Origin of the sequence: Roseococcus sp. SYP-B2431 (genome assembly GCF_004336745.1) — a bacterium.
Lineage (GTDB): Bacteria > Pseudomonadota > Alphaproteobacteria > Acetobacterales > Acetobacteraceae > Roseococcus.
The window spans coordinates 1-15,543 of sequence record NZ_SJXD01000026.1; the positions used below are offsets into that span (position 1 = coordinate 1).

A 15,543-nucleotide genomic window follows, 5' to 3' on the forward strand; every position below is an offset into this window, starting at 1 on the left:
GCCGCGCTCGATGTCGGCGGCGCGGGCGGCGTCGCGCGCGGCGGTGGCGCGGCTGGCGGCCTCGGCGCGGCGGCCCTCGGCGGCCTCGAACGCCGTGCGGGAGGCTTCCAGCGCGGCCTCGGCGTCGCGCAGCCTGGCGTCGGCGGCCTGGAGCGCGGATTCGGGCAGCGCCTGCGCCTCGGCGGCGGCGCGCTGCATGGCGAGCTGGGCCAGCTGATCCTGCACGCGGCGATGGCGCCCCTCGGCGAAGGCCAGCTCGGCGGCGATCTGGTTGGCGCGGGCGGCCAGCGCGGCGGCCGCCTCGGTCGCGGCCTCGGTGCGGGCCTCGGCGCCGGCAAGCTCGCCATCCAGGCCGCGCGCCTCGGCCTCGGCGGTCTCGATGCGGGCGGGGATCTGCGCCTCGGCCGAGGCGAGACCGGCCGCCTCGCGCTGGGCGCGGGTTTCCGCCGCGCGGGCATCGGCCTCGACGGAGCGGGCGTCCTCCAGATCGGCGAGGAGCTGGGTCAGCGCCGCCTCGGCCTCGTCCAGCGTGGCCTGGGCGCGGCCGGCCTCGGCGGCGAGGTTCTCCGCCTCGACGCGGCGACGCTCCAGCAGGGTTCGGGCCACGCCCTCCTCGGCGCGCGGCGCCTCGATGGCGGCGAAGGCGGCCTCGGCCAGCCGGCGCGCCTCCCCGGCGGCGGCCTCGGCCAGGGCCAGCGCCTGTGTCCGGGCGGCGAGGGTCTCGCGCGCGGCCTCGATCGCCGCCTCGGCGCGGGCGACGAGGATGGCGAACCAGTCGCCCTCGGCGTCGCGCACCAGGCCGGAGATGTTGCGGTAGCGGATGGCCTGCCGGGCCTGCTTCTTCAGGCTTTCCTGCTGGACGCCGAGCTGGCCCAGCAGATCCTCGCTGCGGGAGAGGTTGGTCTCGGCCTGGCGCAGCTTCAGCTCGGCCTCGTGCCGGCGGGCACGCAGGCCGGCGATGCCGGCCGCCTCCTCCAGCACGCCGCGGCGCTCCTCGGGCTTGGCGCCGATCAGCGCCGCCACGCGGCCCTGGCTGACCATGCCCGAGGCACGCGGGCCGCTGGCGAGGTCCGCGAACATGGTCTGCACGTCCCGCGCCCGCACCTCGCGGCCGTTGATGCGGTAGGTGCTGCCGGCGCCGCGGTCGATGCGGCGGATCACCTCCAGCTCGGCGGCCTGGTCCATGGGCGCGGGGGCCACGCCCTGGGCGTCCTCCAGGCTCAGCACCACCTCGGCGAGGTTCCTGGCCGGGCGGGTCGCGGTGCCGGCGAAGATAATATCGTCCATCTCGCCGCCGCGCAGCGACTTGGCCGAGCTCTCGCCCATGGCCCAGCGCAGCGCCTCGACGACATTGGACTTGCCGCAGCCATTGGGGCCGACGATGCCGGTGAGCCCCGGCAGGACGGGAACCTGCACCGGCTCGGCGAAGGACTTGAAGCCCGCGACGCGCAGTCCCGTCAGCGTGGCCGTGAGGCGCCGCGCCTCGGCCGCCGGGCTGGTGTCGGGGGCGGCATCCGGCGCGATCCCCTCACCGGCCTCCACATCAGCGGAGGGGGCCGGCTTGGGTTCCGTCAAGATTTAGGCGCTTGCTGCACCAGCTGGACGAACTGGTCGAAGGGCAGGTTGCCCGACTGCATCCGGCCGTTGAAGACGAAGCTCGGCGTGGCCGAGATGCGGAACTGGCGCTCGGCCTCCATGCGCTGCTCCAGGATGCCGCGGCGCAAGCCTTCATCCGCGACGACGGCGTCGAAGCCCTTCCGGTCCATGCCGGCGAGCGCGGCCATGCGGGCCAGCTCCTCCATCTGGCGGCCCTGCTGGAAGGCCCAGCGGTCCTGCGTCTGAAGCAGCGTGCCGATGAAGGGACCGTAGCGGTCCTCGGGCAGCGAACGGGCGATGCAGGCCCCGGCGAGGGCGATGCCGTCGAGGGGGAAATCGCGCCAGACGAAGCGGATGCGGCCGGTGTCCACCAGCTCGGACTTCACGCGCGCCCAGGTGTTGTTGTGGAAGGCGGCGCAATGGCCGCAGGTGAGCGAGAAGAACTCCATGACCGTGACCGGGGCGTCGGCGCGGCCGATGGAGCGCGGCCCGAGGCGCGGGTCGGAGTTGGCGGTGCTCCCCTGGGCGAGCGCCAGGCTGGGTCCCAGGAGGCTGGGCCCCAGCGGGGCGGCGGCGAGGAGGCCGAGGGACCGACGGGAAAGCGGCATGAGCCTGTGCTCCGGCTGGATGGTGGCCCATCATCTGGCGTAGGGGGCCGGGGATGTCCAGTTTCCTGCGGCCGGAGTGCAGGTCCCGCCCACGGCCCCGTCGGGCCGATCAGCGGCGGCATGGGGTGAAGAAGCGTATCTCGGGGCCGCTCCGCGCCATGACGGGGATCGCCGCGCGCGCAGCCCTGGGGTGAGGCGGAATCGCTCCGGGGGATCGAGTAGACCCGCCCGGCCATGCACCGCCGGAATCAAGGTTTCCGGGCATAGACGCCCTTGGCCAGGCGCTCCAGCGCCGCGCGCAGCTCCTCGCCGGGCACGCCCTCGAGACGGCTTCGCACGGGCGCGGGGACCGGGCCGGGGACAGGTCGCGCGGACTGCGGCGGCGCCGGCCGGGGCGGGCGCTGCACGAAGGCCAGCTTGCGGACCGCGATCCGGCCGAGATGGGAATTGATCCGCTCCATGATCGCCGGCGCCGCCATGCCGAGCTCCATCGCGGCGGGGCCGGCGCAGGCCAGCAGCAGCGTGCCGGCCGAGAGCTTCACCGGCTCCGCCATGCCGGCCGTGCCGGGCCCCACGATGATCGGCCAGTCCGCCAGGATCTGCGCCGAATCCGGGCTGCGCTTGCGGAAGGCCGGGCGGGTCAGGCGGGGGATGAGGGAAGCGAGGTCGCGTGCGCCGCCGAAGGGGGCGCTGGACAGCGGCGGCAGGACCATCTCCTTCTTCGCCAATGCCTCACCCCTCCGCTGACGAACTGCTCGCCTGGTACGACCGCTCCGCCAGACGCCTCGGCTGGCGCGGCCAGGTGGACCCATACCGCATATGGGTGAGCGAGGTCATGCTCCAGCAGACGACCGTCGCGGCCGTGGCACCGCGCTATGCGCGCTTCCTGGAGCGATTCCCGGATGTGGGCGCGCTGGCGGCAGCCGATTGGGGCGAACTGGCGGAGGAATGGGCCGGGCTCGGCTACTACGCCCGGGCGCGCAACCTGCATGCCGCGGCCAAGGCCATCGCGGCGGGCGGGTTTCCCGCCGACTCGGCCGGATGGCGGGCCCTGCCGGGGATCGGGCCCTATACGGCGGCGGCGATCGGGGCGATCGCGCTGGGCGAGCCGGTGGTGCCGCTGGACGGGAATGTGGAGCGGGTGGTCTCGCGCCTCTTCGCCATCGAGGCCCCCCTGCCCTCGTCCCGGCCGGAGCTGGGCCGCCTGGCGCAGGCCTTCGCCGAGCAGGTCCCGGTGCGCGCCCGCCCGGGCGATTTTGCGCAGGCGCTCTTCGACCTGGGCGCGACGGTCTGCACGCCGCGGAACCCCGCCTGCGTGCTCTGCCCCTGGCGGGCGGATTGCCTGGGCGCGGCGAAGGGCATCCAGGCAAGCTTGCCGCGCAAGGTGCCGAAGGCGGCGCGGACCGCGCTGCACGGCGTGCATTTCGCCGTGACCGATCGGGAGGGACGGCTGCTGCTGGTCCGCCGGCCGGAGGCCGGGTTGCTCGGCGGCATGCTCGGCCTGCCCGGGACGCCGTGGCGGGCGTCGCCCTGGACCGACGGGGAGGCGCTGGGCCATGCGCCCCTGCCCGGCCTGTGCTGGACGCCGCGTCCCGGCATCGCGCTGCACGGCTTCACGCATCGCGATCTCAGCATGCGGGTGGTGGCGGCGCAGGTGCCGGACCTGCCCAATTGGGGCGAGCGGGCAACGATGGAGGAGGCGGCGAAAAGCCTGCCGACGGCGATGCGGAAGCTCCTCGCCCTGCTCTGACCCCTCGCCGCGACGACCGATCCGATCAATTCTCGGCCGCACAGCTGTACGGCCCCACTCACGCCAAGGACCTTTCATGGACACCTCTCCCCTGTTCCGCCCCTTCCGGCTCGGTCAGCTCAACTTGCCGAACCGCATCGTCATGGCGCCCATGACGCGGCGGCAGAGCCCGGGCGGCACGCCCTCCGAGGAGGTGGTGGGCTACTATCGCCGCCGGACGGAAGGGGGCGTCGGCCTCATCATCACGGAAGGCACGACGATCGACCGCAAGGCCGCCTCCAACGACGCGGCGATCCCGAACTTCCACGATCCGGCGAGCCTGGATGGATGGGCCCGGGTCGTCGCAGCGGTGCATGCCGCGGGCGGGTGCATCGCGCCGCAGCTCTGGCACCAGGGCAACGCCCGGGCGGCGGGGCTGGGCCCGCATCCGGAGGCGCCGTCCGAGGGGCCCGCGCCCTCGCACAAGGCCTCGCGGGCGATGAGCGACGCCGACATCGCCGATACGATCGAGGCCTTCGCCAAGGCCGCCGCGGCGGCGCAGCGGATCGGCTTCGACGCCGTGGAGCTGCATGGCGCGCATGGCTATCTGATCGACCAGTTCCTGTGGTCCGGCACCAACCCGCGCACCGACGCCTATGGGGGCGACGCGGTCGGGCGCACGCGATTCGCGACCGACATCCTCCGCGCCATCCGCGCGGCCGTAGGGCCGGACTTCCCGCTGATCTTCCGCTTCTCGCAGTGGAAGCTGCAGGACTACGGCGCGAAGATGGCCCCGACGCCAGCCGAGCTGGAGCGCGTGCTGAGGCCGCTGAGCGAGGCGGGCGTGGACATCTTCCATGCCTCGACGCGCCGCTTCTGGGTGCCGGAATTCGACGGCTCCGACCTCAACCTGGCGGGATGGACGAAGAAGATCACGGGCAAGCCGGCGATCTCCGTGGGTTCGGTCGGCCTCGCGGGCGGCGACTTCGTCGAGCAGCTGCGAGGCCCGTCGCTGGGCGCGCCCGTGGGATCGCTCGACGACCTCCTGCGCCGGATGGCGGCCGAGGAGTTCGACCTCATCGCCATCGGCCGCGCGCTTATCACCGATCCGGTCTGGGCGAAGAAGGTGCGCGAGGGGCGGCTGGGCGAACTGCTGCCCTTCGAGAAGGCGCAGCTCGCCACGCTGAGCTGAGGCTGGGCCGGCGCTACACGCGCCGGATGTTGTAGAACAGCGCCACGCCTTGGAGCATCCCCTCCAGGTTCGCGCGCAGCGCCGTGGGCGAGAAGAACTGGCCGAGCGGCACATAGGGCACCTGGTCGAAGGCCGCGCGCTGCATCTGCCGCCCGATCTGCGCGCGGGCGGCATCGTCGGGCGCGTCGAACCAGGTGTCGCGCAGGGTCTCCAGCTCCGGGACGCTGGGCCAGCCGAAGATCGCGCTTCGGCCGTGCCCGCGGATCAGGTTGTTCGCCGCCGGGTTCACCTGGGCGCTGCCGGCCGTGAAGCTCACCGTCGCGTTCCAGCCGCCGCGCTCGGGCGGGTCCTGGTTCAGCATGCGGCGTACGACGCTGCCCCAGTCGGTCGCGACGTAGTCGAGGTTCAGGCCCATCCGGCGCATGAGGTCGCCCGCCACCTCGCCCATCGCATTGATCACGGGGAAGTCGGTGGGGACGAGGAAGGTGACCTTCTCGCCCTTGTAGCCGGCCGCCTCGAGCTCGCGCTTCGCGGCGTCGGCGCTGATGGGGTTGCGCAGGATCTCCATGCCCTCGTCGCTCGCCATCACGCTGGGCGGCGCGAAGAAGCCGTAGGGCACACGCCAGAAGGTGCGGTCCTCGCTGGCGGCGGCGAGCATGAAGTCGGTCTGGTTGGTGGCGCGCAGCAGCACGCGGCGGATGGCCGGATTGTCGAAGGGCGGGTGGAGGGCGTTCGGCCGTAAGAAGCCGATCGAGCCGTTGGGGTCGAGGATCTCGACCTTCACGCCGCGGGCGCGCTTCAGCTGCGGGATCACGTCGATGGTCGGCAGTTCCCACCAGTCCACCTCGCCGCGCTGGACCGCCGCGCTGGCCGTGGCGCCGTCGGGGATGGTGATCCACTCGACGCGGTCGAAATGCACCTGCTTGCCGCCCGACATGTAGGAGGCTGGCTCCTGCCGCGGCCGGTAGCGGTCGAACCTCGCATAGACGTTGCGCGAGCCGGCCAGCCGCTCCTCCGCGACGTAGCGGAAGGGGCCGCTGCCGATCAGCTCCGGCACGGCCTGGGAGGAGGGCGTCGCGGCCAGGCGCTCGGGCATGATGGCGCAGAGATGCGTGCCGACCTTGGCCAGCGCGTCGGGCAGCAGCGGAAAGGGCTTCTTCAGGCGGAAGCGGAGGCTGCGGTCGTCAGGGGCGGAGAGCTCGTCCGTCACGGCCCAGAGCGCCTGGCCGAAGGCGTCCCGCGTCGCCCAGCGACGGATGGAGGCCACGCAGTCGCGCCCGCGGACGGGCTCGCCGTCGTGGAAGACCAGGCCCTCGCGCAGGCGGATGGTGAAGGTCTTCCCATCGTTCTCGATGGTGTCGCCCTCGGCCATCTGCGGCCGCGCGCGCAGGTCGGAATCCCAGCCGTAGAGCGTGTCGAAGACCATCATCGCGTGGTTGCGCGTGACGAAAGCCACCGAGTGGATCGGGTCCAGCAGCGCCAGGTCCGCCTGGGGCACGAAGCGGAGGGTCCGCCGGCCCGGCGCCCCCTGGGCGGCGGCGAGCCGGGGTGCCGCGATGGCGGCGCCGGCCGTGAGCCCGGTCCTGAGCAAGTTGCGACGGTGCATGAAGTGCCTCCGGCCAAGCTGTGCCGCGATGCTGCGGCGCAGCTTCCCGGTGCGTCAATGTTTTTGCGGCCGCGCAGCGGCCCGGGGCCGCCAGGCATGACGCGCGGGCGGCCGCCCCGCTCGGGCGGGGGCTCCCGCCGCTCCCCGCGCTCCGCCATAGTCGGCGCCGACGGCGCCCTTTCGAGGCCCGCGGAGAGGAAACGAAATGCCCGGCCGCCAGGCTCGCCCCCATCCGGCCCGCGCCCATCCGGGCGGATCATGACCGGCGCCGAAGACCGAAGACCTGCGCGCCGCTCGCCCTTCACCCAGCGCAATTTCCGGTTCCAGTGGCCGGCCGACCTCGCGACCTCGCTGGGCTTCGAGATGGAGACGCTCATCCTCGGCTGGTATGTGCTGGTCACCACGGAATCGGTGGTCTGGCTGACCGCCTTCGGCGCGCTGCAGTTCACCGGGACGCTGCTGGCGCCGCTGCTGGGCGTGGCCGGCGACAGGGTGGGGCAGCGGAACCTGCTCGCCGCGATGCGGATGGTCTACCTGGTCATCGCCGCCTGCGTCGCGGCCCTCGCGGCGACGGGGAATCTCAGCCCGGCGGCGGTGCTGGTCGCGGCCGCGCTGCTCGGGCTGGTGCGGCCGTCCGACATCGGCGTGCGCAACACGCTGGTGGCCGCGATCCTGCCGGCCGACATGCTCGCCGGCGCGCTGGGCGTCAGCCGCGCCAGCATGGACGGCGCCCGGGTGGTCGGGGCGCTGGCCGGGGCGGGGCTCGTCGCGGCCCTCGGCATTGGGGCGGCCTATGGGGTGGTGGTGGGACTCTATCTGGCGGCCGTGCTGCTGACGCTGGCCGTCCACGAGCCGCCGCGCGCCGGGCCCAAGGCCGGGCCGGCCACGGTCCTCTCGGTCTGGCGGGAGCTCGCCGAGGGCGTGGCGCACACGCGGGGCTCGCCGGTGCTGATGGCGGCGCTGTGGATGGCATGGCTCGCGAATTTCGCGGCCTATCCGCTCTCCGGCGGGCTGCTGCCGCACGTGGCGCGCGAGGTCTACGGCATGGACCGGACGGGCCTCGGCCTGCTCGTCGCCTCCTTCGCGGGCGGGGCGCTGGCGGGCTCGATGATCGTCAGCCTGCGCGGCGTGGGCGAGCGGCCGGCGCAGGTCATGCTGGCAGCGGCCGGGCTGTGGTTCGCGCTCCTGCTGGTCTTCGCGCAGATCGGCACGGCCGGGGCGGGGATGGCCATGCTGTTCCTCGCCGGCTTCGTGCAGAGCTTCTGCATGATCCCGATGTCGGTGCTGCTGCTCCGCTCGACCGAGGCGGCCTTCCGCGGACGGGTGATGGGGCTGCGGATGCTCTCCATCTACGGGCTGCCGCTGGGGCTGCTGGGGGCGGGCTTCGGCGTGGCGCGGATCGGCTTCGCCTCGACCGCGACGATCTACGCGGCCTTCGGACTTGCCGCGACGGCGCTGATCGCCTGGCACTGGCGCGGCCCGCTCTGGCGCCGGGAGGGCTGACGCGCGGCCGGCCGGGCGCCGCGATGGCCGAACCCCCGTCCGATCATCCAGAGGCATGCCCAGGCCTCATCCGAAGCCAAGGTTTGTTCCAGCTGCGACCTGGCCAATGCGCCGGTCTGCGTCAGCCTCGGGCTGAGCTGGACGGGAACGCGCCAGTCCGGTGGCTGGGGGGGCCGCCTGATCCGGAGGACGGCCCAGGGGACGCGGCAGCCGCTTCACGCTGTCGCTGCCGCTGGACCGGGGCGAGTTCCTGGCCGCGCCGGCCCGCTGCGGCGACGGTCGCGGCTACTTCTTCTTCGCCTTCTTCGCCGTCACCTTCGTATGCCGCGCCAGGATGGGCTTGAGAAAGCGGCCGGTGTGGCTCGCCGGGATCTCCACGATCTCCTCCGGCGTGCCGCTGGCCACGATGACGCCGCCGCCCTCGCCGCCCTCGGGCCCCAGGTCCAGCACCCAGTCGGCCGTCTTGATGACCTCCAGATTGTGCTCGATCACCAGCACGGTGTTGCCCGTGCTCACCAACTGGTGAAGCACCTCCAGCAGCTTCCGGACATCCTCGAAATGCAGGCCGGTGGTGGGTTCGTCGAGGATGTAGAGCGTGCGGCCGGTGGCGCGGCGCGAAAGCTCCTTGGCCAGCTTGATGCGCTGCGCCTCGCCGCCCGAGAGCGTCGTCGCCTGCTGGCCGAGATGGATGTAGCCCAGGCCCACCTCCTCCAGCATGCGCAGCTTCTCGTGGATGGTCGGCACCGCGGAGAAGAACTCGCGCCCCTCCGTCACCGTCATGTCGAGCACGTCCGCGATGGACTTGCCGCGGAACTTCACCTCCAGGGTCTCGCGGTTGTAGCGCTTGCCCTTGCAGGTGTCGCAGGTGACGTAGACATCCGGCAGGAAGTGCATCTCGATCTTGATGAGGCCGTCGCCCTGGCAAGCCTCGCAGCGGCCGCCCTTCACGTTGAAGCTGAAGCGGCCCGGCTTGTAGCCGCGCGAACGGCTCTCCGGCAGTTCGGAGAACCAGTCGCGGATGGGCGCGAAGAGGCCCGTATAGGTCGCCGGATTGGAGCGCGGCGTGCGGCCGATGGGCGACTGGTCGATGTCGATGACCTTGTCGATCAGCTCCAGCCCCTCGATGCGCTGGTGCGGCGCGGGCACGACGGAGGCGCCCATCAGCTTGCGGCTGAGCCCGTTGAACAGGGTCTCGATGACCAGCGTCGACTTGCCGCCGCCCGAGACGCCGGCCACGGCCGTGAAGGTGCCCAGCGGGAATTCCGCCGTGACGTCCTTGAGGTTGTTTCCCGTCGCGCCGACGACGCGGAGCATGCGCTTCCTGTCGAAGGTTCGGCGCGCCTCCGGCATCGGGATCTCGCGCCGGCCCGACAGATAGGCGCCGGTCAGGCTGTCCGGATCGGCCGCGACCTCGTCGGGGGTGCCCTGCGACACGACCGTCCCGCCCGCCTTGCCCGCGCCGGGACCGATATCCACGAGCCAGTCGGCCGTGCGGATCGCATCCTCGTCATGCTCGACGACGATCACCGAATTGCCGAGGTCGCGCAGGCGCCGCAGCGTGCCCAGCAGCCGCTCGTTGTCGCGCTGGTGCAGGCCGATGGAGGGCTCGTCCAGCACATAGAGCACGCCGGTGAGGCCGCTGCCGATCTGCGAAGCGAGGCGGATGCGCTGGCTCTCGCCGCCCGAGAGCGTCGCGGAGGAGCGCGCGAGCGAGAGGTAGTCGAGCCCCACATCCACCAGGAACTGTAGCCGCTCCTCGATTTCGCGCAGGATGCGCCGCGCGATCTCCTGCCGCTGCGGCGTGAGCGTCGGCATGACGGAGCCGAACCATTCGCGCGCGCGGCGGATGGAGAGCGCCGAGGCCTCGCCGATATGCCGGCCCGCGATCTTCACGGCGAGCGACTGCGGCTTGAGGCGATGGCCCTCGCAGACATGGCAGGGTTTGTCGGCGCGGTAGCGCGCCATGTCCTCGCGGACCCAGGGATTGTCGCTCTCGCGGAAGCGGCGCTCGAGGTTGGAGATCACGCCCTCGAAGGGCTTCTGGACCTCATAGGCGCGCAGGCCGTCCTTGTACCTCAGCGTCACCGGCTCCTTGCCGGTGCCGAAGAGGATGGCGTTCCGGGCCTCCTCGGGAAGCGCCTCCCAGGGGGCCTTGAGATCGATCCTCAGATGCAGGGCGAGCGAAGCCAGCGTCTGGTCGAAATAAGGGGTGCTGGCATTGCCGGCCCAGGGGGCGATGGTACCTTCCTTGAGGTTCAGCGACGGATTGGGGACGACCAGCGCCGGATCGAAGAAGCTCTCCGTGCCGAGCCCGTCGCAGGTCGGGCAGGCGCCCTGGGGCGAGTTGAAGGAAAACAGCCGCGGCTCGATCTCCTCGATGGAGAAGCCGGAGACCGGGCAGGCGAATTTCTGCGAGAACACCGTGCGCTCGCCGCCATCGGCGTTCTCGGCATAGGCGATGCCGTCGGCCAGAGCGAGCGCGGTCTCGAAGCTGTCCGCCAGCCGCTGCGCCAGCCCCTCGCGCACCACGACGCGGTCCACCACGACCTCGATGTCGTGCTTCAGCTTCTTGTCGAGCTTGGGCGCGTCGCCGATCTGCATCAGCGTGCCGTTGATCTTCACGCGCTCGAAACCGCGGCGCTGGAACTCGGCCAGCTCCTTGCGGTACTCGCCCTTCTTGCCGCGGATGACGGGCGCCAGGATGAGCAGCCGCGTGCCCTCGGGCATGTCCATCACGCGATCGACCATCTGGCTGACCGTCTGCGCCTCGATGGGCAGGCCGGTCGCCGGCGAATAGGGCACGCCCACCCGCGCCCAAAGCAGGCGCATGTAGTCGTGAATCTCGGTGACGGTGCCGACCGTCGAGCGTGGGTTGTGCGAGGTGGTCTTCTGCTCGATCGAGATGGCCGGGGAGAGGCCCTCGATGCTGTCTACGTCCGGCTTCTGCATGAGCTGGAGGAACTGCCGCGCATAGGCGCTCAGGCTCTCGACGTAGCGGCGCTGGCCCTCGGCATAGATGGTGTCGAAGGCCAGTGAGGATTTTCCCGAGCCAGAGAGGCCCGTCAGCACCACCAGCTTCCCGCGCGGCAGGTCCAGGTCGAGCGACTTCAGGTTGTGCTGGCGCGCGCCCCGAATCCGGATCAGCTCGCCCTTGGCGACAGGGTCGGCAGCATCGCGCGGCATTTATATCGGACTCCACATGCAAGTGTTCACATTGTGTTCACGCTGCATGCACCATATATGCCGCGACGCAAAGCACGAAATCGGCCATTGCCCGGGGTTTTTCCAGGGCTGGCCGGAATGCCGCGGAAAAGGTAGGTTCCGCGGCCGATTTGAAGGAGGCGCGGCCGATGGCCGGAGTGAACAAGGTGATCATCCTGGGGCGCCTCGGCAAGGACCCGGAGGTGCGGAACTTCCAGAATGGCGGGAAGGTCGTAAACCTGCGCCTGGCGACGAGCGAGCGCTTCAAGGACCGCGAGGGCAACCAGCAGGAGCGCACCGAGTGGCACTCGGTCGCCATCTTCAACGAGAAGCTGGGCGAGATCGCCGAGCGCTACCTGAAGAAGGGCAGCGAGGTCTACATCGAAGGCCAGCTCGAGACCCGGAAGTGGCAGGACCAGTCCGGCGCGGACAAGTACACCACCGAGATCGTGCTGCGGCAGTTCCGCGGCGAGCTCGCCCTGATCGGCGGCCGGGCCTCCGGCGGCGGCGATTCGGGCGAGGAGCGTGAATACGGCGGCGGCGGGGCAAGCCGCAGCGGCGGCTATGGCGAGCGCAGTTCCGCGCCGGCCCGCGGCGGGGCGCCGAAGTCGGGCGGATGGGATTCCGGGAAGAAAGCGGATATGGACGACGATATTCCGTTCTGAATCCTGAGGGGGCGTTGCCCCCCAAACTCCCCCACCGGGGCTTTTGGCCCTGGACCCTCTCACTGATGAAGGTGCAGGAAACGAGTTTCCTGCCGGGGTCCAGGGGCAGCGCCCCTGGCCTTCAACTTCTAGGACCCACCCTTGGCCGAAGACGACACGAAACCACAGGATGTCGCGCCCGTCGGGCTCGAGGAGGAGATGCGCCGCTCCTACCTCGACTACGCAATGTCCGTCATCGTCAGCCGCGCCCTGCCCGACGTGCGTGACGGCCTCAAGCCCGTGCACCGGCGCATCCTCTTTGCCATGCACGAGGCCGGCTACACTTCGGACAAGCCGCATCGCAAGTCGGCCCGCGTCGTCGGCGACGTGATGGGCAAGTATCACCCGCATGGCGACAGCGCGATCTATGACGCCATGGTCCGCATGGCGCAGGGCTTCTCCATGCGCGTGCCCCTGGTCGACGGGCAGGGCAATTTCGGCTCCATGGACGGCGATCCGCCGGCGGCCATGCGCTACACCGAGGTCCGCCTGGCGAAATCCGCCGCGGCCCTGCTGGAAGGCATCGACGAGGACACGGTCGACTTCTCGCCCAACTACGACGAGAGCGCCAACGAGCCGCGGGTTCTGCCCGCCGCCTTCCCCAACCTGCTGGTGAACGGCGCCGGCGGCATCGCCGTCGGCATGGCGACCAATATCCCGCCGCACAACCCGACCGAGGTGATCGATGCCGCCCTCAAGCTGGTGGCCGAGCCGGACACCACGCTCGAGCAGCTGATGGAGATCATCCCCGGGCCGGATTTCCCGACCGGCGGCATCATCCTCGGCCGCGCCGGCATCCGCTCCGCCTTCGAGACGGGCCGCGGCTCCATCCCGCTGCGCGCCGACTGCCAGATCGAGGAGATGAAAGGCGGCCGGGAGGCGATCATCGTCTCCGAGATCCCCTACCAGGTGAACAAGTCGGTGCTGATGGAGCGCATCGCGGAGCTCGTGCGCTCGAAGCAGATCGAGGGCATCAGCGACATGCGCGACGAGAGCGACCGCTCGGGCCTGCGCATCGTGATGGAACTGAAGCGCGACGCGGTGGCCGAGGTGGTGCTGAACCAGCTCTATCGCATGACCTCGCTGCAGATCAGCTTCCCCGTGAACTTCCTGGCCCTGAACGGCGGCCGCCCGCAGCAGATGGGCCTGCGCGACGCGCTGCTCGCCTTCATCGCCTTCCGCGAGGAGGTGATCCTGCGGCGCTCGCGCCATCGCCTCGCCAAGGCACGCGAGCGGGCGCACAACCTGATCGGCCTGGCCATCGCGGTGGCCAATATCGACGAGGTCATCCGCCTCATCCGCGCGAGCCCCGACGCCGCCGCCGCCCGCGTGGCGCTGATGGCGCGCGACTGGCCGGCCGTGGACGTGGCGCCGCTGGTGGCCCTCGTGCAGGACGAGGGCAACGAGCTCTCGGCCGAGGGCACGATGCGCTTCACCGAGGCGCAGGCGCGCGGCATCCTGGAGCTGCGGCTGCAGCGGCTCACGGGCCTCGAGCGCGAGAAGATCGACGCCGAGCTCAAGGAGGTCGGCCTCAAGATCAGCGAGCTGCTGGAGATCCTCGGCAGCCGTCCGCGCCGCATGGAGGTGATGACCGAGGAGCTGCTGGCCGTCCGCGCCACGCTGCACTCCCCTCGCCTCACCCGCATCGCCGACTATGCCGCCGACATCGACGACGAGAGCCTGATCGCGCCGGCCTCGATGATCGTGACGCTCACGCGCGACGGCTACGTGAAGCGCACCGCGCTGGACGTCTTCCGCGCGCAGCATCGCGGCGGCCGTGGACGGAGCGCGGCCTCGACCCGCGCCGACGACGTGGTGGTGCGCAGCTTCGTGGGGCACACGCATCAATGGGTGCTGTTCTTCACCAGCCGCGGCATCGTCTTCCGCGAGAAGGTCTGGCAGCTCCCCGAGGGCGGCACCGGTGGCAAGGGGCGCTCGCTGCGCCAGGTGCTGCAGCTGGCCGAGGGCGAATCCGTCACGGCCGTGCTGCCGCTGCCGCAGGATGAGAGCCTGTGGGAGCATCTGCACCTCGTCTTTGCGACGATCCAGGGCAATGTCCGCCGCAACCGGCTGAGCGACTTCCGCAACGTGCGCTCCTCCGGTCTCATCGCCATGAAGCTGGACGAGGGCGATTCGCTGATCGGCGTCGCCACCTGCCGCGAGGGCGACGACGTGCTGCTCGCCACGCGCCGCGGGAGGGCGATCCGCTTCGTGGCGGATGCCGACACGCTGCGCGTCTTCGCCGGCCGCGATTCGACCGGCGTGCGCGGCATCAGGCTCGCGACGGGCGACAAGGTCATCGCGCTCGCCGTGCTGGGCCATGTGGAGGCCCGCATCGAGGAGCGCCAGGCCTATCTGAAGCTCGCGGCCCAGAAGCGCCGCGCCGCCGGCGAGGAGGTCGCCGAGGCGCCGGCCGCCGAGGAGACGGAGGAGGTTCTGGTCGAGGATGTCACGCTCAGCCCCGAGCGCGTCGCCGAGCTGGAGGCGGCGGAGCAGTTCCTGCTCGTCGTCACCGACCGCGGCTTCGGCAAGCGCACCAGCGCATACGAGTACCGCGTCTCCGGCCGCGGCGGCCAGGGCATCGGCAACATCACCCTGAGCCGGCGCACGGGCACGGAGGTGGTCGCCACCTTCACCGTCACCTCGGGCGACCACATCATGCTGATGACGGATGGCGGCCAGGCGATCCGCTTCGAGGCGGACCAGGTGCGCCAGACGGGGCGTACCTCGCAGGGCGTCATGCTGCAGAGGATGGATGAGGCGGAGCGGGTCATGAGCTGCTTCCCCGTCGTCGAAGATGTCGAGGAAGGGCCATCCGAAGGCCCGGTCGAAGGCCCGGAGGATGGTCCAGAAGATGGTTGAGCGTATCGCCCTTTACCCGGGCACCTTCGATCCCGTGACGAATGGGCATCTCGACGTGATCGGCCGCGCGGCGCGGCTCGTGGACCGGCTGGTCGTCGGCGTCGCGATGAACATCGGCAAGGGCCCGCTCTTTCCGCTGGAGGAGCGCGCCGAGCTGGTCCGCGCCGAGACCGACGTGATCGCCGCCCGCACGGGCTGCGCGATCGAGGTGCGGCCCTTCACCGGATTGCTGATCGGCTTCGCGCGCGAGGTCGGCGCGCAGATGATCTTCCGCGGGCTGCGCGCCGTCACCGACTTCGACTACGAGTTCCAGATGGCCGGCATGAACGCGCGTCTCGACCAGGAGGTCGAGACCGTCTTCCTCATGGCCAGCGAACGCAACCACTTCATCTCCTCGCGCTTTGTGAAGGAGATCGCGCAGCTCGGCGGCGACATCACCAGCTTCGTGCCCCCGCTCACGCTCGAACGGACGCTGGCCAAGACGCGGAAATCCGCCGCCGAATAGGGCCACCAGGCCTGCCCCTGTCACTCCACGGAGGATC

At 71.2% G+C, this 15,543-nt stretch carries 11 protein-coding genes; 6 read left to right on the forward strand and 5 right to left on the reverse strand.

Going from position 1 to position 15,543, the window contains the following annotated elements:
* The 3 genes from EJV46_RS14465 to EJV46_RS14475 form a co-directional block, all read right to left on the reverse strand.
* Positions 1-1,575 (reverse strand): AAA family ATPase (locus EJV46_RS14465; protein WP_165585552.1); only part of this gene is annotated, 1,575 nt, incomplete at its 3' end.
* Positions 1,572-2,204, reverse strand: coding sequence for a thioredoxin domain-containing protein (locus EJV46_RS14470; RefSeq protein WP_131549393.1), 633 nt, complete (start codon positions 2,202-2,204; stop codon positions 1,572-1,574). The genes EJV46_RS14470 and EJV46_RS14465, both read right to left, overlap by 4 nt.
* Before the next feature lie 248 nt (positions 2,205-2,452).
* Positions 2,453-2,932, reverse strand: a complete 480-nt coding sequence (locus EJV46_RS14475) for a DUF721 domain-containing protein (RefSeq protein ID WP_165585553.1) — start codon at positions 2,930-2,932, stop codon at positions 2,453-2,455.
* A gap of 107 nt (positions 2,933-3,039) precedes the next feature.
* Here EJV46_RS14475 and EJV46_RS14480 point away from each other — a divergent pair, with 107 nt between their 5' ends.
* A complete protein-coding gene (locus EJV46_RS14480) occupies positions 3,040-3,954 on the forward strand; it encodes an A/G-specific adenine glycosylase (protein ID WP_370323085.1) in 915 nt (304 codons plus the stop codon).
* Positions 3,955-4,030: 76 nt separating this feature from the next.
* Positions 4,031-5,125: an NADH:flavin oxidoreductase gene (locus tag EJV46_RS14485; protein ID WP_131549396.1), complete on the forward strand. Its 1,095-nt coding sequence runs from the start codon at positions 4,031-4,033 to the stop codon at positions 5,123-5,125.
* Between the two features lie 13 nt (positions 5,126-5,138).
* Here the strand turns inward: EJV46_RS14485 and EJV46_RS14490 are convergent, their stop codons facing one another.
* The gene (locus EJV46_RS14490; RefSeq protein ID WP_131549397.1) at positions 5,139-6,731 is read right to left on the reverse strand and encodes an ABC transporter substrate-binding protein; all 1,593 of its coding nucleotides are present in this window, start codon (positions 6,729-6,731) and stop codon (positions 5,139-5,141) included.
* 258 nt (positions 6,732-6,989) lie between these two features.
* On the opposite strand from EJV46_RS14490, the gene EJV46_RS14495 reads away from it, so the two are divergent.
* Positions 6,990-8,234, forward strand: a complete 1,245-nt coding sequence (locus EJV46_RS14495; protein ID WP_131549398.1) for an MFS transporter — start codon at positions 6,990-6,992, stop codon at positions 8,232-8,234.
* 285 nt (positions 8,235-8,519) lie between these two features.
* Here EJV46_RS14495 and uvrA read toward each other — a convergent pair whose 3' ends face one another.
* On the reverse strand, positions 8,520-11,417 hold the full coding sequence (gene uvrA, locus EJV46_RS14500; protein WP_131549399.1) for an excinuclease ABC subunit UvrA: 2,898 nt from the start codon (positions 11,415-11,417) through the stop codon (positions 8,520-8,522).
* Between the two features lie 167 nt (positions 11,418-11,584).
* Here uvrA and ssb point away from each other — a divergent pair, with 167 nt between their 5' ends.
* From ssb to coaD, 3 genes are all read left to right on the forward strand, one after another.
* Positions 11,585-12,100, forward strand: coding sequence for a single-stranded DNA-binding protein (ssb, locus tag EJV46_RS14505; protein ID WP_131549400.1), 516 nt, complete (start codon positions 11,585-11,587; stop codon positions 12,098-12,100).
* Positions 12,101-12,241: 141 nt separating this feature from the next.
* On the forward strand, positions 12,242-15,001 hold the full coding sequence (gene gyrA / locus EJV46_RS14510; RefSeq protein ID WP_255466054.1) for a DNA gyrase subunit A: 2,760 nt from the start codon (positions 12,242-12,244) through the stop codon (positions 14,999-15,001).
* Positions 14,994-15,506 (forward strand): pantetheine-phosphate adenylyltransferase, encoded by a 513-nt coding sequence (coaD, locus tag EJV46_RS14515; RefSeq protein ID WP_131549401.1) that lies wholly within the window; start codon positions 14,994-14,996, stop codon positions 15,504-15,506. Before gyrA ends, coaD begins: the two co-directional genes overlap by 8 nt.
* Positions 15,507-15,543 lie beyond the last annotated feature (37 nt).